20 protein-coding genes are annotated in these 19,838 nt (G+C 67.7%); 10 read left to right on the top strand and 10 right to left on the bottom strand.

Annotated features, from left to right (window positions below):
• Positions 1–12 precede the first annotated feature (12 nt).
• From HWY37_RS26975 to HWY37_RS26965, 3 genes are all read right to left on the bottom strand, one after another.
• On the bottom strand, positions 13–1,101 hold the full coding sequence (locus HWY37_RS26975; protein ID WP_176090252.1) for an efflux RND transporter periplasmic adaptor subunit: 1,089 nt from the start codon (positions 1,099–1,101) through the stop codon (positions 13–15).
• A gap of 180 nt (positions 1,102–1,281) precedes the next feature.
• A complete protein-coding gene (gene rnhA, locus HWY37_RS26970; protein ID WP_175210685.1) occupies positions 1,282–1,743 on the bottom strand; it encodes a ribonuclease HI in 462 nt (153 codons plus the stop codon).
• 59 nt (positions 1,744–1,802) lie between these two features.
• Positions 1,803–2,576: a class I SAM-dependent methyltransferase gene (locus HWY37_RS26965; protein WP_175210686.1), complete on the bottom strand. Its 774-nt coding sequence runs from the start codon at positions 2,574–2,576 to the stop codon at positions 1,803–1,805.
• A gap of 20 nt (positions 2,577–2,596) precedes the next feature.
• On the opposite strand from HWY37_RS26965, the gene gloB reads away from it, so the two are divergent.
• Both gloB and HWY37_RS26955 read left to right on the top strand, forming a co-directional pair.
• Positions 2,597–3,418 (top strand): hydroxyacylglutathione hydrolase, encoded by an 822-nt coding sequence (gene gloB, locus HWY37_RS26960; RefSeq protein ID WP_175210687.1) that lies wholly within the window; start codon positions 2,597–2,599, stop codon positions 3,416–3,418.
• Positions 3,419–3,425: 7 nt separating this feature from the next.
• Positions 3,426–4,844: a transglycosylase SLT domain-containing protein gene (locus HWY37_RS26955; protein ID WP_176090251.1), complete on the top strand. Its 1,419-nt coding sequence runs from the start codon at positions 3,426–3,428 to the stop codon at positions 4,842–4,844.
• A gap of 64 nt (positions 4,845–4,908) precedes the next feature.
• Here the strand turns inward: HWY37_RS26955 and HWY37_RS26950 are convergent, their stop codons facing one another.
• Both HWY37_RS26950 and HWY37_RS26945 read right to left on the bottom strand, forming a co-directional pair.
• On the bottom strand, positions 4,909–5,841 hold the full coding sequence (locus HWY37_RS26950; protein WP_175207809.1) for a pyridoxal-phosphate dependent enzyme: 933 nt from the start codon (positions 5,839–5,841) through the stop codon (positions 4,909–4,911).
• Positions 5,842–5,864: 23 nt separating this feature from the next.
• A complete protein-coding gene (locus tag HWY37_RS26945; RefSeq protein WP_175207808.1) occupies positions 5,865–6,938 on the bottom strand; it encodes a succinylglutamate desuccinylase/aspartoacylase family protein in 1,074 nt (357 codons plus the stop codon).
• A 106-nt stretch (positions 6,939–7,044) separates the two neighbouring features.
• Between HWY37_RS26945 and HWY37_RS26940 the strand changes: the two genes are divergently transcribed.
• Both HWY37_RS26940 and fabI read left to right on the top strand, forming a co-directional pair.
• Complete coding sequence (locus HWY37_RS26940) at positions 7,045–7,965, top strand: LysR family transcriptional regulator (RefSeq protein WP_175207807.1); 921 nt, start codon at positions 7,045–7,047, stop codon at positions 7,963–7,965.
• A 36-nt stretch (positions 7,966–8,001) separates the two neighbouring features.
• Complete coding sequence (gene fabI, locus HWY37_RS26935) at positions 8,002–8,787, top strand: enoyl-ACP reductase FabI (protein ID WP_175207806.1); 786 nt, start codon at positions 8,002–8,004, stop codon at positions 8,785–8,787.
• Positions 8,788–8,834: 47 nt separating this feature from the next.
• Here fabI and HWY37_RS26930 read toward each other — a convergent pair whose 3' ends face one another.
• The gene (locus HWY37_RS26930; protein WP_175207805.1) at positions 8,835–9,233 is read right to left on the bottom strand and encodes an OsmC family protein; all 399 of its coding nucleotides are present in this window, start codon (positions 9,231–9,233) and stop codon (positions 8,835–8,837) included.
• A gap of 189 nt (positions 9,234–9,422) precedes the next feature.
• Between HWY37_RS26930 and HWY37_RS26925 the strand changes: the two genes are divergently transcribed.
• Positions 9,423–10,103, top strand: a complete 681-nt coding sequence (locus HWY37_RS26925) for a tellurite resistance TerB family protein (RefSeq protein ID WP_175207804.1) — start codon at positions 9,423–9,425, stop codon at positions 10,101–10,103.
• Between the two features lie 27 nt (positions 10,104–10,130).
• On the opposite strand, the gene HWY37_RS26920 is transcribed toward HWY37_RS26925, so the two are convergent.
• The 3 genes from HWY37_RS26920 to HWY37_RS26910 all read right to left on the bottom strand — a co-directional run bounded on the left by HWY37_RS26920 (position 10,131) and on the right by HWY37_RS26910 (position 13,094).
• Complete coding sequence (locus tag HWY37_RS26920; RefSeq protein WP_175207803.1) at positions 10,131–11,117, bottom strand: tripartite tricarboxylate transporter substrate binding protein; 987 nt, start codon at positions 11,115–11,117, stop codon at positions 10,131–10,133.
• 80 nt (positions 11,118–11,197) lie between these two features.
• Entirely contained in the window at positions 11,198–12,082 is an 885-nt protein-coding gene (gene nadC, locus HWY37_RS26915; RefSeq protein WP_175207802.1) for a carboxylating nicotinate-nucleotide diphosphorylase, read from the bottom strand.
• Positions 12,083–12,164: 82 nt separating this feature from the next.
• Positions 12,165–13,094, bottom strand: coding sequence for an NUDIX hydrolase (locus tag HWY37_RS26910; protein WP_175207801.1), 930 nt, complete (start codon positions 13,092–13,094; stop codon positions 12,165–12,167).
• A gap of 185 nt (positions 13,095–13,279) precedes the next feature.
• Between HWY37_RS26910 and HWY37_RS26905 the strand changes: the two genes are divergently transcribed.
• Positions 13,280–13,507: a hypothetical protein gene (locus HWY37_RS26905; RefSeq protein ID WP_175207800.1), complete on the top strand. Its 228-nt coding sequence runs from the start codon at positions 13,280–13,282 to the stop codon at positions 13,505–13,507.
• A 59-nt stretch (positions 13,508–13,566) separates the two neighbouring features.
• Here HWY37_RS26905 and HWY37_RS26900 read toward each other — a convergent pair whose 3' ends face one another.
• A complete protein-coding gene (locus HWY37_RS26900) occupies positions 13,567–14,472 on the bottom strand; it encodes a LysR substrate-binding domain-containing protein (protein WP_175207799.1) in 906 nt (301 codons plus the stop codon).
• A gap of 141 nt (positions 14,473–14,613) precedes the next feature.
• Between HWY37_RS26900 and HWY37_RS26895 the strand changes: the two genes are divergently transcribed.
• The 4 genes from HWY37_RS26895 to HWY37_RS26880 all read left to right on the top strand — a co-directional run bounded on the left by HWY37_RS26895 (position 14,614) and on the right by HWY37_RS26880 (position 19,653).
• Complete coding sequence (locus tag HWY37_RS26895; protein ID WP_175207798.1) at positions 14,614–15,603, top strand: Bug family tripartite tricarboxylate transporter substrate binding protein; 990 nt, start codon at positions 14,614–14,616, stop codon at positions 15,601–15,603.
• A 62-nt stretch (positions 15,604–15,665) separates the two neighbouring features.
• Positions 15,666–16,946 carry a TolB-like translocation protein gene (locus HWY37_RS26890; protein ID WP_176090250.1) on the top strand — a complete coding sequence of 427 codons (1,281 nt, stop codon included), beginning with the start codon at positions 15,666–15,668 and terminating at the stop codon, positions 16,944–16,946.
• A gap of 184 nt (positions 16,947–17,130) precedes the next feature.
• Positions 17,131–19,017, top strand: a complete 1,887-nt coding sequence (locus HWY37_RS26885) for a PhoX family protein (RefSeq protein ID WP_176090249.1) — start codon at positions 17,131–17,133, stop codon at positions 19,015–19,017.
• 108 nt (positions 19,018–19,125) lie between these two features.
• The gene (locus HWY37_RS26880) at positions 19,126–19,653 is read left to right on the top strand and encodes a DoxX family protein (RefSeq protein ID WP_246302410.1); all 528 of its coding nucleotides are present in this window, start codon (positions 19,126–19,128) and stop codon (positions 19,651–19,653) included.
• The last annotated feature ends 185 nt before the right edge of the window (positions 19,654–19,838 follow it).

Here is a 19,838-nt window from a genome sequence, read left to right as displayed (position 1 = left end):
AAAAGACCGGCGTCACGCGCCGTTGGCCAGGACGTTCACGGCCGCGCCGTCCGTCACGCGCTGCAAGCCCGACACCACCAGCTGGTCGCCCGCCGCCACCCCGGTCAGGATCTCGACGCGGCCCTCGCGGCGCTCTCCGATGGTGACTTCGCGCCGCTCGGCCACGCCGTTGTTGACCCGGTAGACGTACTGCGTCGCGCCCGAGGGCGAGAGCGCGGCTTCCGGCGCGACCAGCGCCTTGTCCTGGCTGAACTGCAACTGCACGCGGGCGAACATGCCCGGACGCAGCACCGCGTCCTTGTTGGCGACCGTGGCGCGCAGCAGGATCGAGCGGCCGCCGGCGTCTACCAGCGGGCTGACTGCATAGACCACGCCCGGACGTTCCTGGCCCGGCAGCGCATCCATGCGCAGCGTCAGCTGCTGGCCCACGCCCACCTTGCTCAGATACATCTCGGGCACGCGGAAGTCGACCTTCAGCGGATCGATCGCTTCCAGCGGGGCCAGGTCCTGCCCCTGGTTGACGTAGTCGCCCACGGACACGCTGCGCAGGCCGGCGATGCCGCCGAACGGCGCCGTGATCGTCATCTTGTCCAGGCGCGCCTGCGCCAGGGCCACGGCGGCCTCCTGCACCTTCAGCGTGCTGGCGGACTCGTCGCGGGCCTGCTGGCTGACGAAGCCCTTGCCCTGCAGCTCCACCGAGCGCCGGTAGTGGCTTTGCGCCAGGGTCAGGTTGGCGCGCGCCTGGGCCAGCTCGGCCCGCGGCACGGAATCGTCCAGGCGGATCAGCACGTCGCCGCGCTTGACCGGCTGGCCTTCCTTGAAGTCGATGGACTGGATCCGCCCCGCCACTTCCGGCCGCAGCACGACCGATTCATCGGAACGCAGGCTGCCCACGGCCGAGATGCCGCGCGCGAAGGGAATTTCCTGGACGGCGGCCACTTCGACCCGGACAGGCGCGACGCGCGTGACCAGGGGCGCCTCGACGGCGCCGGGTTGTGGACTGACGGTTCCGAACGCGAGCCAGCGCGGCACCAAGACACCGAGCGCGGCCCCCGCGGCCAACCCTGCCGCGACGGCGGCCAGCAGTACTGCTTTTTTCATGCGCGAATGTGGCGGTATTGCGGCGCGGGCCAGGCATGCCCCCACGCGGACTGCGCCGCAGGAACTGGAATGAGGGTTGGCACTTTAGCACCCGAATTTACATACTGGAACAATCCAGAAGCCGGATGAAAGAACTAAATCCGCCCCGGAGAGCGGATTTGAGGGTATTTCCCGATGCCGTCAGCCCCGCCGGGCCGATTCCACGCCCAGATTGGCCAGCTGGTCGGCCCGCTCGTTGCCCGGATCGCCGGCATGTCCGCGGACCCAGCGCCAGGACACCGTATGGCGCTGGACCTGTTCGTCCAGCAGCTGCCACAGCTCGGCGTTCTTGACCGGCTTCTTGTCGGCCGTCATCCAGCCGCGCCGCTTCCAGTTGGCCAGCCACTCGGTCATGCCCTTCATCACGTACTGGGAGTCCGTATGGATGATGACCGTGCAAGGGCGCTTGAGCGCCCGCAGGCCCTGGATCACGGCCAGCAGCTCCATCCGGTTGTTGGTGGTCTGGAGCTCGCCGCCATGCAGCGTTTTTTCATGGCTGCCCGCGCGCATGAGCACGCCCCAGCCGCCCGGACCGGGATTGCCCTTGCAGGCGCCGTCGGTCCACATTTCCACTTTCTGCTCGTTCGTTTTGTCGTCCTGCATGGTGCTGCCTGGTATTCCTTTCTAAAACAAATGGCCCCGCGGCGCGGGGCTGGGGCCTTCTAGTAGCGGTCGTCCGCCTGGCGGTTGACCGCCACCGACGCGGCGCGCGCGCGCTTGGGCTTGGCCTTCTTCCAGGCCGGGCCGATGATACGCATGCCGGCCACGCGCTTGACCGCCGACACCAGATAGACCGCCCCGCCCACGCTCCACCAGCGGGCGCCGGCCGACTCCATGAAGGACCAGCGCTGCAGCCACTTTTCGCTGCGGCATGCCGGCGCGTAGCAGCCGAAATGGCTGGCCTCGACTTCCAGCGACAGCAGCTTGAACCAGTCCTTCAGGCGCGGCAAAGACACCTGGGACGAGGGTGGCTGGGGCAGCCAGGGCTCCATGCCGGGCATGCGGGTGCGCGCGCCCCACATGCTCCAGGGGTTGAAGCCCGAAATCACGACCCGCCCTTCCGGCACCAGCACGCGTTCGACCTCGCGCAACACGTTGTGGGGATCCTCCGCGCACTCGAAGGCGTGCGGCAGGATCAGCAGGTCCACGCTCTGGGACTCGAACGGCAGGGCCTCGGGCTCGGCCAGCACCACCCGCGACTGCCAGCCGGCCGCGCTTTCGGCGGACGGGGCCTCGGTGCCCACGTAGCCCTTGAAGGGCATGCGGTTGGCGCGCAGCAGATTCATGTCCGCCAGGCCGACCTGCCAGGCGTAATATCCGAACACGTCCGCGACAGCCGCGTCGAACTGCGCCCGTTCCCATGCCAGGACGTACTGCCCCGGCGGCGTCTGGAACCATTCGGCCAGTTCTACAATCGGCGGAGTATCTTCTGCCACGTTCTATTCCTTCGAATCCCATGCAAGCCATGACCGCCCCCACAGGCGGCCGCGATCGCAACGCCGCGGTCTTGCCTATACCCGCCTTCAACGACAACTACATCTGGGCCATCGTCCGCGGCGGCGATGCCGCCGTGGTGGATCCCGGCGACGCCGGTCCGGTTCTGCAGATGCTCGACCGGCAAGGCCTGAGACTGCGCGCCATTCTACTCACGCACCATCATGGCGACCACGTGGGCGGCGTACTGGAATTGTCCCGCATCGAGGGCATTACCGTATACGGCCCCGCGCGCGAACGGCTGCCGCGCTGCGACGTGCCCCTGGCGGAAGGCGACCGCGTGGCCATACCGGAACTGGACCTGGACCTGGGCGTGCTGGACGTGCCCGGACACACCGCCGGCCACATCGCCTACTTCGGCCGCGCGGCCGGCCAAGAGCCCGTTCTGTTCTGTGGCGACACCCTGTTTGCGGGGGGCTGCGGCCGTCTTTTCGAAGGAACGCCGGCGCAAATGCATGATTCTTTAGGGAAATTTGCTGTTTTACCGCCGGATACACAGGTTTTTTGCGCACACGAGTACACTCTAGCGAACTTGCGCTGGGCCTTGGCAGTCGATCCGGCCAACCGCAGCCTGCAACAGTGGCACCAGCAGGCCCAGCAATTACGAGCAGAAGGTCTTCCCACGCTTCCGTCCACCATAGGGCAGGAACGCGCGGCCAATCCGTTTTTGCGCACGCAACAAGTTGAGGTCGTCCGCGCCGCCGAGCGCTGGGCAGGCCACAGCCACGCTACGCCGGTAGAGGTTTTTGCCTCCCTTCGTGAATGGAAGAACGATTTCAAGTGACAGCCCGATGAATCTATCCCGACTCCTTCTGCCGCTCATGCTGGCAGTCCTCGCCGGTTGCGCAGGAACCAAAGCTCCCGATAGCAAAAATCTCACCACCAATTCCCAAGGGCGATACATCGCCCGCGACACGTCCCGGACGGTGGACCTGACCAACCCGCCCGCCGACGCCTGGGACCGCATCCGCCGCGGTTTCGCCATCCCCAACCTGAACACCGACCTCTCGCAGCAGTGGACCGACTACTACGCGTCCCACCCCGAGGCGGTGCAGCGCATGGCGGAACGCGCCGGCAAGTACCTGTACTTCATCGTCGACGAAATCAACCGTCGCGGCCTGCCGACCGAGCTGGCCCTGCTACCCTTCGTCGAAAGCGCCTACAACCCGACCGCGCTGTCGCGCGCCCAGGCCTCCGGCCTGTGGCAGTTCGTGCCGGCCACGGGCCAGCACTTCAACCTGAAGCAGGACTGGTGGCGCGACGAGCGCCGCGACCCCATCGCCTCGACCAACGCGGCGCTGGACTACCTGGAAAAGCTGTTTGAAATGCAGGGCGACTGGTACCTGGCCCTGGCCTCGTACAACTGGGGCGAAGGCTCGGTGCAGCGCGCCATGGCCAAGAACGAAGCGGCTGGCCAGGCGACGGACTACCTGTCGCTGAACATGCCCGACGAGACCCGCAACTACGTGCCCAAGCTGCAGGCCATCAAGAACATCATCGCCGACCCGCAGCGCTACGCGGTGGCCCTGCCGCCGGTGGGCAACACGCCCTACTTCGTCACGGTCCGCAAGAACAGCGACATCGACCTGGAAATCGCCGCCAAGCTGGCCGAAATGCCGCTGGACGAATTCAAGGCGCTGAATCCCTCGTTCAACCGCCCCGTCATCCGCGGCGATCACGGCCCCACCCTGCTGCTGCCGGCCGACCGCGTCGAAATCTTCAACGCCAACCTGACCAACTACAAGGGCGACCTGAGCGCCTGGAAGATCTACCACTCGCGCCGCGGCGAATCCTATGCCTCGATCGCCAAGCGTTTCGGCGTGAGCGAAGCCACCCTGCGCCAGACCAACGACATCGGCTCGCGCCAGAAGTCCGCTTCGGGCCAATCGCTGCTGGTGCCGGGCGAACCCGGCTCGGGCGGCGTGCAGCTGGCCTCGCTGGCGCCGCCGGTGGGCGCGCTGGATTCGGCCCCGTCGGACAACAAGGCCGCCGCGCCGCGCGGCCGCGTCACGCAGGCGCCGGCCGCCCGCGTCGCCAGCGCCCGCCCCAACGTCCGCACCCACAAGGTGCGCCAGGGCGATACGTTGTTCTCGCTGGCCAAGCAGTACGGCACCTCGGTGGACGCGCTGCGCTCGCTCAACAACATCAAGGGCAACGGCCTGAAGGTGGGTTCGCAGCTGCGCGTGCCGGGCACCAACGCCCGCGGCTGATCGCGGCTGGAAAGAAAAAGGCGCGTCCCGCGGGACGCGCCTTTTTTATGCCTGCACGGTTCTTCTATCGTGCAGCGGCCGCGAACTGCGCGCTCCATTGCGCCAGCTGGCCCGCGGTGACGCCCACGCCACCGCACAGTATGACCATCACCGAGCGCGCCTCCCGCAACAGGGCCGAGTCGCTGCGCAGCGCCGCCACCGAGGCGCCGCAGGCGGGTTCGACCAGGATGCGGTGCTCCAGCAGCACGTCCTCGCAGGCGGCTAGCGCGGCGGCGTCCGACACCACGACGCTCTCAATAGGATGTTCCTGCGCCAGCTCGAACGCGCGGCCGCAGACCTGCCGCGCGCCCAGCGAGGTGGCGATGGACGATATCTGCGGCAGCAGGACCGGCGCGCCCTCGCGCAGGGCCTGGGCGTATGAATCCGCCCCCGCCGTTTCGGCCGCGATCACCGGCACGCCGCCCCAGCCATTGCGCCGCAAGCCTTCGACCACGCCGCACAGCAGCCCGCCGCCACCGACCGAGCAAATCACCAGATCGGGGCGTCCGCCCTGCCCGGCCAGCTCGTCGATCATGGTTGCATGCCCGTCCCACAGCAGCGGATCGTCGAAGGGATGCAGGAAAGCGTCCTCCGGCGTCATGAGTTCCAAGGCCTTGGCGTTGGCCTCCATCCAGGATTCGCCGTGCACGATGACGTCGGCGCCTTCGGAGCGGATCAGGTTCTTGGCGCGTTCCGAGGTCGTGGCGGGCACCACCACCGTCACCGGCGTGGCCAGCATGCGGCCGGCGTAGGCCACCGCATAGCCGGCATTGCCGCCGGACGAGGAAACGAAGCGCCGGGCGCCGCGGGATTTGTAGATCTGGCAGGCATGGCCGATGCCGCGCGCCTTGAACGAGCCGCTGGGCTGCAGCGCCTCCAGCTTCAGGCGCACGTCCTTGCCGCTGCTCAGGGAAAAAGCGCGGGAGGCCAGCGCCGGGGTTTCGATATGGATTGCCATGTTGGGTTTTCTTGAATGGAGAATCAGGCCGGCTCGGCCAACACGCAGCAGACATTGCCGGGTACGACGATGCCGGGATGGCGCTTGGCGTACACCACGCCGCCCGCGGCGTAGACCAGTTCCACCGGTTCGCGCCGCGGATCGAAGGTCTGGTGGATGCGGCCCGCCGGCTGGCCCGCCTCGACGGACTCGCCATGCCGATGGTACGCCTCGAAGACGCCGCGTTCCGAAGCGATGACATAGGACTTCGCGCCGGCCACCCTGAACAGAGGCGCGGCTTCGCCCGCGAGGGGCTGGGCATGCGCGGCGTCCAGCACGCCCCAATGCGCCAGCACGCGCCGGGCGCCCTCGCGGCACAGATCGAGCGCGCTGTCCGTCACGGTGCCGCGCCCCGCCATCTCGGTGCTCACGCAAGTAAGCCCCGCCGCCACGGCCGTGGCGACGCTGGTGCGCGTGTCGCCCAGCGTGTTCAACAGCACGTTGAACGGCGCGCCGAAGGCCATCACGGCGTCGATGTTGCGCTGGGTCTGCTCCGCGTCCTGAGAGGGCTGGACCAGCGCGCTGGGCATGATGTCCAGGGACGAACCGCCGGAATGCAGGCTCAGGAAGGCATCGCCGCGCGAGAACAATTCATCGCTGACGTAGGCCGCAATCTGTTCCGTGATGCTGCCGGCATGGTCGCCGGGAAACGTGCGGTTCAGGTTCTTGCCGTCCAGCGGCGACGTGCGCCGGCCGGCCTCGGCGGCCGGCGCGTTCAGCGACGGCATGATGATCAGCCGCCCGCGGATGCGGTCCAGCGGCAGGCTGCGGATGATCTCGCCCAGCACGATCTGCCCTTCGTACTCGTCCCCATGGTTCCCGCCTTCCAGGATGACGGTGGGCCCGTCGCCGTTCGCCAGCACCGCCATGGGGATGCGCACGGTGCCCCAGGCGTCGTCGTGAGGCGACTGCGGAATGTGCAGAAAGCCTGCCTGGCGACCTTGCGCGTCGAGGTCGATGTCGGTGAACACCGTCGCGCATTGCGGGTTGCGCGCAGGCAGATGCGCGACCCGCCGGTCACGCAGGAAAGGCGGCTCGCGGAATGTCGCTTTCGTCATAGACCTTTTGGGTATACGTTATTGAAATCTGCTTGGAAATATAGGTACTTGCCTTGCCTGGAACAAATACTTTTGATGCACGCAATCTATGCCTTGAGGGCATGGCATGGAGCTGAGACAGTTGCGCTATTTCGTCGCCGTCTGCGAGGCCGGCAGCGTGGCGGGCGCGGCCAAGGCCCTGCACATCGCCCAGCCCGCGCTGTCGCGCCAGATGATGGCCCTGGAAGAGGAATTCGGCGCGCAGTTGCTGGTGCGCCTGCCACGCGGCGTGGCGCTGACGCGGGCGGGAGAGGCCTTGCAGGCGCAGGCGCGGCTGATGCTGGCGGGCAGCGAATCGCTGCGGGCGCAGGTAGCGCTGGCAGCCAACGGCAAGGCGGGTTCGCTGCGGATCGGCGTCATGCCCGGCTACAGCTGGCTTCCCGGCCTGGGGCAGGCGATCGCGGCGCTGTCGCGCGCATCGCCCGACACGGACGTGCTGGTGGAGCCCGGCCTGTCGGCCTGGCAGCTGGACGCGATCCGGCGCCACGAACTGGACGCCGGCGTCGTCGCGTGGCGCTCGCCGCTCGACATCGAGATCGAAGGCATGAAGATTTACGAAGACCCCATGGTCTTGGCCATGCCCGCCGCCGTAGCGCACAGCGTGGGCCGGATCCGCGCGCTCAAGGACCTGGCGGGCCAGAAGTTCATCCTGTTCCCCCGCGCCGGCTCGCCCTCGCACTATGACGCGCTGGTCCGCATCTTCCGAGCCGCCGGCATTGCGCCCGGCCGGCCGGCCGCCTCGGCGGCCGATCTGCCCACCATCGTCGGCCTGGTGTCGGCGGGACTGGGCTGCGCCATCGTGCCCGCTTCGTACACGCAGCACAGTCCGGCCGGCATCGTCTTCAAGCAGATCGACGGCATCGACCTGAAGGTCGATCTGGAGCTGGTCTGGCGCAAGGACCAGCGCGATCCCTTGCTGAGCCGCTTTTTGCAGATGTTTCCACCGGGCATTTTCATATCGCGGAAACGCGCAAACTCCTTAAAATAGGCGGTCTCCAGAGGGAAAAAATCAAAGGATAGAAATATGGGCTTTCTCGCCGGCAAGCGCATCCTGGTCACCGGGGTGCTTTCCAACCGCTCCATCGCCTACGGCATCGCGCGCGCCTGTCACCAGCAAGGCGCCGAACTGGCGTTCACCTACGTGGGCGACCGCTTCAAGGACCGCGTGGGCGAATTCGCCGCCGAATTCGGCAGCAAGATCGTGCTGCCCTGCGACGTGGCCGAAGACAGCCAGATCGAAGGCGCCTTCGCCGAACTCGGCAAGCACTGGGACGGCCTGGACGGCCTGGTGCATTCCATCGGCTTCGCGCCGCGCGAAGCCATCGCCGGCAACTTCCTGGACGGCCTGTCGCGCGAAGGCTTCCGCATCGCGCACGACATCTCGGCCTACAGCTTCGCCGCCATGGCCAAGGCCGCGCTGCCGCTGATGGAAGGCCGCAACGGTTCCGTGCTGACGTTGACCTACCTGGGCGCCGAGCGCGTGGTTCCCAACTACAACACCATGGGCCTGGCCAAGGCCTCGCTGGAAGCCAGCGTGCGCTACCTGGCCACGGCGCTGGGCCCGCGCGGCATCCGCGCCAATGGCATTTCCGCCGGCCCCATCAAGACGCTGGCGGCCAGCGGCATCAAGGACTTCTCGGCCATCCTGAAGTTCGTGGAAGCCCAGGCGCCCCTGCGCCGCAACGTCACCATCGAAGACGTGGGCAACGTCGCGGCCTTCATGCTGTCGGACCTGGCCGCCGGCGTGACGGGCGAGATCACCCACGTGGACGCCGGTTTCTCCACCGTCGTCCCGGGCATGGAAGACTAAAAGCCCGCAAGGCCGGGGCAGCGCCCCGGCCACGGCAGGCGGCAAGTTCAGGCCGCCTGCACCACCACCGTGGACACCTGCACGTCCACCGCCGTCATCAGCTTGTGCACCGGGCACTTCTCGGCCACCGCCAGCAGCTCATCGATCTGCGCGTCGGACAGCTGGCCATGCAGGCTCAGCTTGGCGGTCAGCCGGTAGACGCCCTTGCGCTCCTCGCTGGCATCGCGCACCACCTCCACTCCCACCGACTCCAGCGGCAGGCCCTTGCGCTGCGCATAGACCATCAAGGTCATGGCCTTGCAGCCGCCCAGCGCGGTATCGAAGTAGTCATGCGGATCGGGGCCCTGGCCCTGCGGCTGGGGCATGTCCAGCGGCAGCTCGTGGCCTTCGGCCGTGGCGGTGAATTGCAGCGTGTTGGGCGCATTCTGGCGCACGCGGATGCTCATGGATCCTATCTCCTGGATAACGGGTGCTGACTGGCGGCCAGCGCGGCCGCCCCAGCCCACGTTGTAGCACCTGAAAGCAGCCAGAAGACCTTGCCAACCCGTCAAGCTGACCAAAAGCTGAACTTCTGGCCCGAACGCCGGTCGGATATGTCTATCCGCAATACCTGAGCACATCTTTTAGGGGGCCGCATGAGCGCCAGACAACTCCTCGACCAACTGCTGCAGTCCGGGCAAGGGCTGCTTTCGGACACCACCAGCCGCGTGCAGAACGCCACGGGCGGCAAGGGCTCGTCCTTCCTGACCGGTCTGGGCGGCGGCGCGCTCGGCGCGGGCGCGCTGGGCCTGCTGCTGGGCAGCAAGAAAGCCCGCAAGATCGGCGGCAAGGTCGCCATGTACGGCGGCATGGCGGCGCTGGGCGCCCTGGCCTACCGCGCCTATGGCGACTGGCAGCGCAGCCAGTCCGGCGCGCCGGCCGCCCCGCCCCAAACGCTGGACCGCCTGCCCGCGCCCCAGGCCGAGCAGCACAGCACGGCGGTGCTGACCGCCATGATCGGCGCGGCCAAGGCCGACGGCCACATCGGCCCGGAAGAACGCGCCCTGCTCGAAACCGAACTGTCCAAGCTGTCGTCCGACGCCCAGGACCGCCGCTGGCTCGAGGCCGAGCTATCGCGGCCGTTGGATCCGTCCGTGATCGCGCAAGCCGCGCAGACGCCTGAAATGGCAGCCGAGATGTACCTGGCCAGCCTGCTGGTGGTGGACGAGGAAAGCTATATGGAACGCGCCTATCTGGACGAGCTGGCGCGCCAGCTCAAGCTCCAGCCGGGCCTGAAGGAACAGCTGGAGCAGCACGCCCGGGCCGCCGCGGCCTGAACCCCGGCGGCCGGCCGCGCCGCGCGCTCAATCCGCGCGCAGGCCGATCGCTTCCGTCAGCGCCGTGTAGCGGTCGATGTCCGCGGCGATCATGGCCTGGAATTCGCGCGGCGTGCTGCTGGCGGGGGTGAAACCCTGCTCGCGCAGCGCGACCTGCACCTCCGGGCGCTGGACGATCTTCGCCACGGCCGCGTTCAGCCTGGCCACCACCGCGGGCGGCGTGGCCGCCGGCGCCAGCAGGCCGTGCCATTGGTCCAGCGCATAGCCGGGCACTCCCTGCTCGGCCACCGTCGGCACCGCCGGCATCAGCGGTGAACGCGCCGGCGAAGTCACCGCCAGGGCGCGCAGCTTACCGGCCGCGATCAGCGGCGCGGCGCTGGACGCCGTCACTACGCCCATGCCCACCTGGCCCGACGTCACGTCCGTCAAGGCCGGCCCGCAACCCTTGTAGGGCACGTGCTGCAGCGGCGCGCCGGTGGCGCGCGACAGCATCTCGCCCGCCAGGTGCTGCGGCGTGCCGTTGCCGCAGGACGCGAAGGCCAGCGGCTTGTCCGGTTTGGCCGCCGCCAGCGCGTCATCCAGCTTGCGCAGCGGCGACGCCGCCGGCACCACGAATACCGAAGGCACGAAGGCCACGTTGATGACCGCCGCGAAGTCCTTCTTGGGCGCAAAGCCCAGGTTGCGGTAAACGCCGGGATTGATGGCGAAGGAGCTGTTGACCATCAGCAGCGTATAGCCGTCGGCCGGCGCCTCGGCCACGGCGCGCGCGCCGATGTTGCCGCTGGCGCCGGGGCGGTTTTCCACCACCACCGCCATGCCGAACTGCTCTTGCAGGCTGGCGCCGATGCGGCGCGCCAGCAGGTCGGTGCCGCCGCCGGGCGGAAACGTCACCACGATGGTGATGGGATGGGACGGATACGCGGCGTCCTTGGGCGCTTCGCCCGAGGGCGAATTGCCGCAGGCGGCCAGCGGCAGGACCAGAAGCGTAAGAATGGAGCTAAGCAGGCGATTCATGATGCGGGCTTGCAAGCGTCCCCGCGCGGCGCATACGCGCGGAAACAGGGGCAATGCCGGCCAGAGGCCGGCGGAAAGGCTCAGGCGTCCAGGCCGATGTCGAGCACCTTGGCGCTGTGGGTGATCCAGCCCACGGCAATCTGGTCCACGCCGGTGGCGGCCACCGCCGCGGCGGTTTCGGGCGTGATGCGGCCCGAGGCTTCGGTGATGGCGCGGCCGCGCGCCATGGCGACGGCGCGACGCAGGTCGTCCAGGCTCATGTTGTCCAGCAGCACCACGTCCACGCCCAGGGACAGCGCCGTTTCCAGCTGTTCCAGCGTGTCCACTTCCAGTTCGATCTTGACCATATGGCCGACGCCGGCGCGCGCGCGCTCCACCGCCGTGGCGACTCCGCCCGCCAGCGCGATGTGGTTGTCCTTGATCAGCACCGCGTCATCCAGGCCGTGGCGGTGATTGCTGCCGCCGCCCACGCGCACCGCATACTTCTGCACCGCGCGCAGGCCCGGCATGGTCTTGCGGGTGCAGGTCACGCGGGCGCCATAGCCGGCGATGGCACGGGCGATGGACGCGGTGGCGCTTGCCACGCCGCTCAGATGGCACAGGAAGTTCAGCGCCACGCGCTCGGCGGTCAGCATGGCGCGGGCGTTGCCGCTGATGCGGGCGATTTCCATCCCCGGCTGCAATTCGCTGCCGTCGCGCTGGACGACTTCGAACTTGATGCCCGGGTCCATGGCGCGGAACGCCAGGCGCGCCAGGTCCAGCCCGGCCAGCACGCCCTCCTGGCGCGCGACCAGGCGGGTCTGCGCGGTGGCGTCGGCGGGCACGATGGCATCGGTGGTCAGGTCGCCGGCGCGTCCCAGGTCTTCGAGCAAGGCCGCGCGCACCAGCGGCTCCAGCATGACTTCCGGCAAGGAGGGAACGGCCAGTCGGGCTACGGTCGCGGTGGTTTCGGCTTTAATGCTCATTTTGAGTATTTATCGCTTAAAAAAAGGCGCGCGGGGATTGCGCACCACTTATGCTAGAGACGAGCATAAGGCTTGTCAAGCGTCACATCGCCCGAGACAAGGGCAATTTGCTGCCGGCGATGGCCCGCTCCAGCAGCACGTCGCGCCGGAAGCGGAACAGTTTGGCCGGCCTGCCGGCCGTGCCCGTGGCCATTTCACCGGTCTCTTCGACCAGCGCCTGCTGCTCGATAAGGCGGCGGAAATTCTGCTTGTGCAGGCCGCGCCCGGCCAGCGCTTCCACGGCCAGCTGCAATTGCAGCAAGGTGAATTGCGCGGGCATCAGCTCGAACACCACGGGCCGGTACTTGATCTTCGCCCGCAACCGCGCGATGCCGGTGGCCAGGATGCGGCGATGGTCATGGCGCATGGGCTCGCCGGGCACGGCGGTGCCGCCGCCCCCGCGCCTTGCGGCCTCGGGCACCAGCCCGGCCTCGAACAGCAGTTCGTAGCGCTGCAACACCATGTCTTCGTTCCAGGGCGAGCCGTCCAGGCCGAAGGTGATGGCGGCGCGCTGATGGCGGCGCTTGCGCACGGCCGGGTCGGCGCTGTCCTCGCACCAGGCCGCCAGGCGCGGCACGATCAGCTCTTCCACCAGCGCCGGCGTGCCGGCGCGGTGGTCTTCCCAGGGGAAGTAGCGGTACCAGTCCTGCCAGCCGACCTGCGCCACGCCGGTTTCGCCGGCCTCGCGCGTCAGCCCCAGATAGCTCACCGACATGACGCGCACGCCCGACTCGTCGGAACGGTCGCCGTCGGCGAAGGTGTAGAGCTGCTCTACATAGCCCAGCGGATGGTGGGTCTGCTCCTCCACCCAGGCGCGCAAGCCCGCCTGCAGCGAACGATGCGACAGTTTGAAGGGCCCGGCCGGCAAGGCGCGCGCATCGTCGGTCGTCAGCACCCGCGGTTCGCCATTGGTGACGGCAACCAGCACGGCGACGAGTTCAGCATGGACGGAGCGTTCGACGGATTCAGTCAAGGTAGACGTATGAAAGAGTAGAAACCGCGCCACGAGGCGCCTGGAATTATAAGGTTCGGGCCCTTGCAACAGCCCCTTGCAAACGTGACAGGCATTCCTGCTCCCGCGCCCCCGCACCGTCCTAAGATGGAAGTGGCAACCAGGCGCGTCGCCATCCCGGGACGCCCGCAAGCGGAGCAGACATCATGTTGAAAACCGCACCCGATCCGCAGGCGGCCAAGCCCGCCGAAGCGGAAAAACCCGTCGCCGTCGACCCGCGCAAAGGCACGGAAGTGCTGCCCATGGCGGACCAGGCCAAAGAGGTAGCCGGCATGCCGCGGCGCGGACGCGCCATCGCGGAACCCGGCGAGCCAGGCATCATCACCCCTGAAGACGATGTGCTGGACACGTCCTACGAAAACCGCAAGGGCTGAGCCCCTGCGCGGCGCGATGGCGAGATGATACGCGAGCCCGGACGCCGCCCGCGCGACGCTCAGGCGGGGCCGGGCTGCGTGTCGAATCCGCGCGCCAGGATCTCCACGAAAGCCTCGGTCACCGACGAAGGCGCGGTCTGCGCGGGATAGGCCATGCTGACCCGGACCGGCAGGCGCGGCGTGAACGGCCGTATCGCCAGACGGTCCGCGAACACCGCCGCGATGTAGGGGTTGACCACGCCCAGACCGCTGCCCGCCGCCGCCAGCGCGCAGATGGTGGATGAATAGGTGGTTTCGATTTCGGACGCGGGCTGCGCCTGATGTTCCTGCATGGCGCCGCGCAGCTGCAGGTAGACGTCGTCGTCCGCGTTCAGCACCAGCAGACGGCGCCCGTCCAGGTCCATGATGCCGACCGACGGCTGCGCCGCCAGCGGATGGTCCGGTCGCATCACGCAGACCGCCGCGCTGTCGTGCAGCCCCTGCATTTCCAGCTGCGCGCCGTCCAGCGGCGCGGTGGTCACCACCAGGTCATAGGTGCCGTGCAACAGCCCTTCGCGCAGGTACTGGCTGCCCACGGTCTGCATATTGATGTGCACGTCGGGATAGCGCTGCGCAAAGGCCTCCACCGCGCCGGGCAGCACGCCCAGGCCCAGCGCCGGCGTGCAGGCCAGCCGCAGCACGCCGCTGCCGCTGCGGCGCATCGCCGCGACGCGGTCCTCGATGCGTTCCAGGCCCACGAAATGGCGCTTGACGGTGTCGAACAGGTCCTTGGCTTCGCGCGTGGGCCGCAAGCGCCCGCGTTCCATGTCGAACAGCTTCAGGCCGCTGGCCTGCTGCACCTGCGCCAGCAGGCGGCTGATGGACGGCTGCGTGGTGCGCAGCATCTGCGCCGCGCCGGTGGTGGTGCCGGCCAGCATGACCGCGTGGAAGGCTTCGATCTGGCGAAAATTCAGGGGTCGGGTCATGGCCGGGCTATGTATGGCAAATCTGCATAGCCTATGTTTAAAAAAGAATTTTTTCAAATACATTGCGGCTCCTACACTGGTTTTCCCAAGGGCGCCGGCAGATGCGCCCGACGCGCTACTCAACTTCCCAGGGGAAACCACATGAACCTTCGCCGCTCCTGGCGCCAACTCCTGCAGACGCTGTGCCTGACCATGGCCGCCGCCGCGCTGCCCGCGGCCGCTCACGCGCAAGCCAACTACCCCGACCGGCCGCTGCGCATCATCGTGCCGTTCACCGCGGGCGGCAGCTCCGACATCCAGGGCCGTCTGCTGGCCGAACACCTGGGCAAGCTCTACGGGCAGTCCGTCGTGGTGGAAAACCGGCCGGGCGCCGGCGGCCACATCGGCGGGAAGTTCGTCGCCGACTCCGGCCCGGACGGCTACACCCTGCTGCTCGGCTCCATCGGCCTGCACGCCACCTACGGCGTCTACAAGAACCTCAACTACCGTCCCGCCGAAGACCTGAAGCTGATCACCATCGTGGCCGAAATGCCGCACGTGGTGGTGGCCAATCCGGAGCTGGAGGCCAACACCCTGGCAGAACTCACCGCCCTGGCCCGCGCCAAGCCCGATACGCTGCACTTCGGTTCGGCCGGCGTGGGCTCGTCGGTGCACATGGTGGGCGAGCTCTACAAGATGGCCGCGCAGGCGCCCATCGTGCACATTCCCTACCGCGGCAGTTCCGCCGCCACCAACGACCTGCTGGGCGGCCAGATCCAGCTGCTGTTCGAGAACGTGCCCACCACCATCGGCTATATCCAGACCAAGAAGCTGAAGGCGCTGGCCATCACCGGCGCCACCCGTTCCCCCGCGCTGCCCGACGTGCCCACCGCCGCCGAGGCTGGCCTGCCCGGCCTCACCGTCACCTCCTGGACCACGCTGGCCGCCAGCAAGGACGTGCCCGATGCGCTCATCGAAAAGATCAGCGCCGACCTGCGCCGCGTCTATGCCGACCCGGCATTCCGAGCCGGCCTGGAGCGCCTGGGCATGACGCCGGTGGGCAACAGCCCCGCCGAAGCGCGCGCCTTCGTCGAACGCGAACGCGCCCGCTGGAACAAGGTCATCGAGACCGAACACATCAGCGCGGGCTGAACGCTCGCCAGGGCGGCGCGCGCCGCCCTTTTTCTTTCGACTTCCCCTACGCAACGCCATCCATGAACCGCATGCTCGCCACGTCCATCGCCTGCCGCCGCCTGGGCGCCACGCCGCACCACCATTTCTTCGGCTACTACAACAAGACCGTCTGGCATCGCGACGGCCGCTATCTGCTGGCCAACCGCACGCCATTCAAGGACGCGCTGCTCACGCCCGCGCTGAGCGCCGAGGTGGGCTACTTCGATCTGCAGGACGGCGACCGCTATCACGCCGTGGGCAGCACCACGGCCTGGAACTGGCAAATGGGCTGCCAGCTGCAATGGCTGGACGGCGCAGCCGAGCCGCAGATGATCTACAACTGCCGCGGCGATGAGGACAACGGCGTCTATCCCGGATTCCGTTCCGCCATCCACAACGTGGCCACCGGCCAGACGCGCTACCTGCCGCTGCCCATCTATGTGGCCGCGCCCGACAGCCGCTACGCGCTCTGCGTGGACTACCGCCGGCTCTACATCACGCACGAGACCATCGGCTACAGCGAACACGCGCCTGGCCCCGTTGCCGACGCGCCGGCCGATGACGGCATCCGCAGCATGGACCTGCAAAGCGGCGCGCACCGCCTGCTGGTCAGCTATGCGGACCTGCGCAACTTCCATCCGCGCGCCTCGATGGAACGCGCCATCCACTGGGTCAGCCACATCGAGATCAATCCCTCGTCCAGCCGCATCCTGTTCCTGCACCGCTGGACAGAACGGGTGAAGGATGAGACCTGCTTCCTGCACCGCCTGATCACCATGAACGCCGACGGCAGCGACATGCGCCTGCTCGAATGCTCCGACCATCCGCTGCCGCAGCTGGCCGACGACTTCGACCCCAGCGCGGTCGGCACCTTCGACTACGAGAAATCCGAGTATCAGATCTCGCATCCGCTGTGGCGCGACGATCGCACGATCATCGTGTGGGGGCCGCACGACGGCAGCATCCACTACCACCTCTATGAAGACGCGCCCGGCGGCGCGGTCCAGGTCGTGGGCGACGGTGTGCTGACGGAGAACGGCCACATGACCTATTCGCCGGTGAACACGCGCTGGCTGCTGAGCGACACGTATCCGGATTCCACCACGCACGAGCGCATCCTGTTCCTCTACGACATGCAGACGGGGCGACAACACGCGCTGGGCAGCTTCCATGCCGATCCCCGCCTGTCCAAGGAGAACCGCTGCGACCTGCATCCGCGCTGGAGCCGCGACGGCACGCAGGTCTGCATCGACTCCGTGCACGAAGGCGAGCGGCAGATGTACGTGCTGGACGTCGCGCCCATCGTCGGACAGCGAGGCTGAGTCGTGCAAAGCTGAAACCGGCCAGGCCGTCTCCTGCGCCGCGCATCAGCCACGCGGTGGACTATTCGCACCGGACAGAGGACTTCACACTACCGTCACCCCCGTGTAACGACCAACCTTTAATCTCGCTTTCGTTTTGCTTACAAAAAACTGAGCGACTCGTTCGCGACTACATGAGGTTGGAATGTCCCACTTGACCGATAAATTGCGCGCCCCCCACCGCGAGGCTCAGGGCGAAGTCACCGTTCCCGGGCAGATGTTCGACGAAATCGTCGCCGCGAATCCCCAGCGCCGCACTTTGCTGAAGAACAGCTTCGGCCTGTCCATGCTGTCCGTGTTCGGCGCCTCGACGCTGCTGACCGCCTGTGGCGGCGACAACGATGACGACGACGCGCCCGGCGGCGATACGGGCGGCGGCAAGCCCGGGGAAGGCGGCGGCACCACGCCGCCGGCAGGCCCCGACTACTCGGTCACCTTCACCCCACTGGCCGACAAGATCGTCGCCGACACCGTCACCGTGCCCGCCGGCTACGTGGCCGAAGTGCTGTACTCGGCCGGCGACAAATGCGTGATCGGCTCGGTCGGCTACGCCGGCGTGCCGCAGTCCTATCCCGCCACCGAGACCCAGTCCGGCGGCCAGCACGATGGCATGCACTTCTACGCGCTGCCCGGCGTCGATCCCAACCAGGGCGGCCTGCTGGTCGTGAACCACGAAGCGCTGGATGACGAGACCCTCGACCAGAGCGTCGAAGGCGTGAAGACCCGCCTGTCCAACGTCGGCGTGTCCGTGGTCGAGATCGCGCGCGGCGCCAACGGCGCCTGGTCGGTCAAGACCGACTCGCGCTACAACAAGCGCTACACCGGCAACACCGTCTACAACGTCAGCGGCCCCGCCAAGTCCGTGGTGGGCGACACCGTCGTCGGCACCCTGAACAACTGCGCCAGCGGCGACACGCCCTGGGGCACCTACCTCACCTGCGAAGAAACGCTCAACAACTACCACTACAAGACGGGAGACACCGGCAAGCCGGCCGACCAGGGCTACGGCTGGGTGGTGGAAATCGATCCGCAGAATCCGGACTCGACCGCCGTCAAGCGCACCGCGATGGGCCGCTTCAGCCACGAGAACACGGCCTACATGCTGGACGAGAACAACCGCGTCGCCTTCTACATGGGCGACGACACCACGCCCGGCTGCATCTACAAGTTCGTGCCCAGCAAGGCCTACGATCCGGCCAACCGCGCCAACAACATGGGCCTGCTGGACGAAGGCACGCTGTACGCCGCGCGCTTCAACGACGACGGCAGCGGCAACTGGGTCGAACTGACCGTGGGCAAGAACAACCTGACGGCCGGCGCCACCGACCCGGGCAACTTCACGCAGGTCGCCAGCGGCACCGTAATCACCGGCAAGCTCGTCAACTTCAACACGCAGGCCGACGTCCTGGTCAACACCCAGGCCGCCGCCCGCGTCGCCGGCGCGACGCTGATGGACCGCCCCGAATGGATCACGGTCGGCGTGGACAAGACCGTGTACTGCACGCTGACCAACAACGGCAGCCGCAAGCGCACCAGCGCCGCCAACCCGCGCGTCAGCAACTCGCACGGCCACATCATCCGCTGGCACGAACGCGGCAACTCGCCGCTGGCCACCACCTTCGAGTGGGACCTGCTGCTGCTGGCCGGTCGCCCCGCCGCCGATGGCGTGGCCCCCAACCTGACCGGCAACGTCAAGGGCCACACCTTCTCCAGCCCCGACGGCATCCGCGTCGACCCCAAGGGCCGCCTGTGGGTCCAGACCGACGCGGGCACCAGCGCCTCGACCACCGACTTCTTCGGCAACAACTCGATGTACTACGTCGACCAGAAGACCGGTGAATCCAAGCGCTTCCTGGTCGGGCCGCTGGGCTGCGAAATCACCGGCATCGCCTACACGCCGGACCTGACCACGTTCTTCATCAACATCCAGCACCCGGAAAAGACCTGGAACACCCTGCGCGCGGGCGGCGGCGACGCCCGCTCCGCGACGGTGGTGGTGCGGCGTACTGACGGGAAGCCGGTAGGCGCGTAAGCGTTCCGGCGACTGCCGCCGCCTGCCCGCTCGGGACAGGCGGCGGCAAGCACAGCGATGGCGCGGGACCGGTTCCGGCCCGCGGCGGATTCCTGTCAGGCTGAGGTCATGCCGCTGACAGCAACGGATATCCACAATGGCTCACTCGAACAACCGCCCCGCTGCCGGATGGTTCGGCATGCCGACTCCACAGGAAATCCCGTGCACAACTTCACCTCCCCCTACTCCATTGCCGCCCGCTGGCTGATCGCCGCGCTATTCCTCGTCGCGGGCGTACGCAAGGCCATGAACTTGCAAGGCACGATCGGCCACTTCGATACACTGGGCCTGCCCTTGCCCGCGGTCGTGGCGGTCCTCGTCATCGCTCTGGAAATCGGCGGCGCGCTCGCGCTGATATTCGCGTGGCGCGTCAAACATGCAGCGCTGGCCCTGGCCGCCTTCTCGGTGCTCAGCGCCTTCATCGGCCACCGCTTCTGGGCCGTGGACCCGGCGCAATTCAACGCCCAACTCAGCACCTTCCTGAAGAACCTGTCGATCGCAGGCGGGCTGATGTTCTACGCGCAGCTGGATATGTTGCGCAGCCGGGAGGCGGGCGGATCCACGGCTTCAACTGCCGGCCTGCTTGCGGGCAAGTAGGGCTTCCAGACGTCTGGCCGTCGAGAATCCGAAAGTACTGACACCGCCGTCAGGCTCGATCCCGAAACGAGTGGACCGCCCGAAGGCGGTCCTACCCTTTCAAGACGCGCCACCCAGGCGCCGCATAACTTTCGCGGAGTCAGCTGTCACTCCTGCCTCGGGGACTTCTGCAAGAGTTGCAGCGC

The organism is Achromobacter anxifer, from assembly GCF_903652925.1.
Taxonomy (GTDB): Bacteria; Pseudomonadota; Gammaproteobacteria; order Burkholderiales; family Burkholderiaceae_B; genus Achromobacter; species Achromobacter anxifer.
The sequence above is the reverse complement of the archived record's forward strand: the minus strand, read 5'-3'. Positions and strand labels throughout refer to the sequence as shown.

Coding starts and splice junctions, on each gene's coding strand:
- HWY37_RS26975 (WP_176090252.1), bottom strand. CDS start 1,101: ATGAAAAAAGCAGTACTGCTGGCCGCCGTCGCGGCAGGGTTGGCCGCG.
- rnhA (WP_175210685.1), bottom strand. CDS start 1,743: ATGCAGGACGACAAAACGAACGAGCAGAAAGTGGAAATGTGGACCGAC.
- gloB (WP_175210687.1), top strand. CDS start 2,597: ATGCAAGCCATGACCGCCCCCACAGGCGGCCGCGATCGCAACGCCGCG.
- HWY37_RS26955 (WP_176090251.1), top strand. CDS start 3,426: ATGAATCTATCCCGACTCCTTCTGCCGCTCATGCTGGCAGTCCTCGCC.
- HWY37_RS26950 (WP_175207809.1), bottom strand. CDS start 5,841: ATGGCAATCCATATCGAAACCCCGGCGCTGGCCTCCCGCGCTTTTTCC.
- HWY37_RS26945 (WP_175207808.1), bottom strand. CDS start 6,938: ATGACGAAAGCGACATTCCGCGAGCCGCCTTTCCTGCGTGACCGGCGG.
- HWY37_RS26940 (WP_175207807.1), top strand. CDS start 7,045: ATGGAGCTGAGACAGTTGCGCTATTTCGTCGCCGTCTGCGAGGCCGGC.
- fabI (WP_175207806.1), top strand. CDS start 8,002: ATGGGCTTTCTCGCCGGCAAGCGCATCCTGGTCACCGGGGTGCTTTCC.
- HWY37_RS26930 (WP_175207805.1), bottom strand. CDS start 9,233: ATGAGCATCCGCGTGCGCCAGAATGCGCCCAACACGCTGCAATTCACC.
- HWY37_RS26925 (WP_175207804.1), top strand. CDS start 9,423: ATGAGCGCCAGACAACTCCTCGACCAACTGCTGCAGTCCGGGCAAGGG.
- HWY37_RS26920 (WP_175207803.1), bottom strand. CDS start 11,117: ATGAATCGCCTGCTTAGCTCCATTCTTACGCTTCTGGTCCTGCCGCTG.
- nadC (WP_175207802.1), bottom strand. CDS start 12,082: ATGAGCATTAAAGCCGAAACCACCGCGACCGTAGCCCGACTGGCCGTT.
- HWY37_RS26905 (WP_175207800.1), top strand. CDS start 13,280: ATGTTGAAAACCGCACCCGATCCGCAGGCGGCCAAGCCCGCCGAAGCG.
- HWY37_RS26900 (WP_175207799.1), bottom strand. CDS start 14,472: ATGACCCGACCCCTGAATTTTCGCCAGATCGAAGCCTTCCACGCGGTC.
- HWY37_RS26895 (WP_175207798.1), top strand. CDS start 14,614: ATGAACCTTCGCCGCTCCTGGCGCCAACTCCTGCAGACGCTGTGCCTG.
- HWY37_RS26890 (WP_176090250.1), top strand. CDS start 15,666: ATGAACCGCATGCTCGCCACGTCCATCGCCTGCCGCCGCCTGGGCGCC.
- HWY37_RS26885 (WP_176090249.1), top strand. CDS start 17,131: ATGTCCCACTTGACCGATAAATTGCGCGCCCCCCACCGCGAGGCTCAG.
- HWY37_RS26880 (WP_246302410.1), top strand. CDS start 19,126: ATGCCGCTGACAGCAACGGATATCCACAATGGCTCACTCGAACAACCG.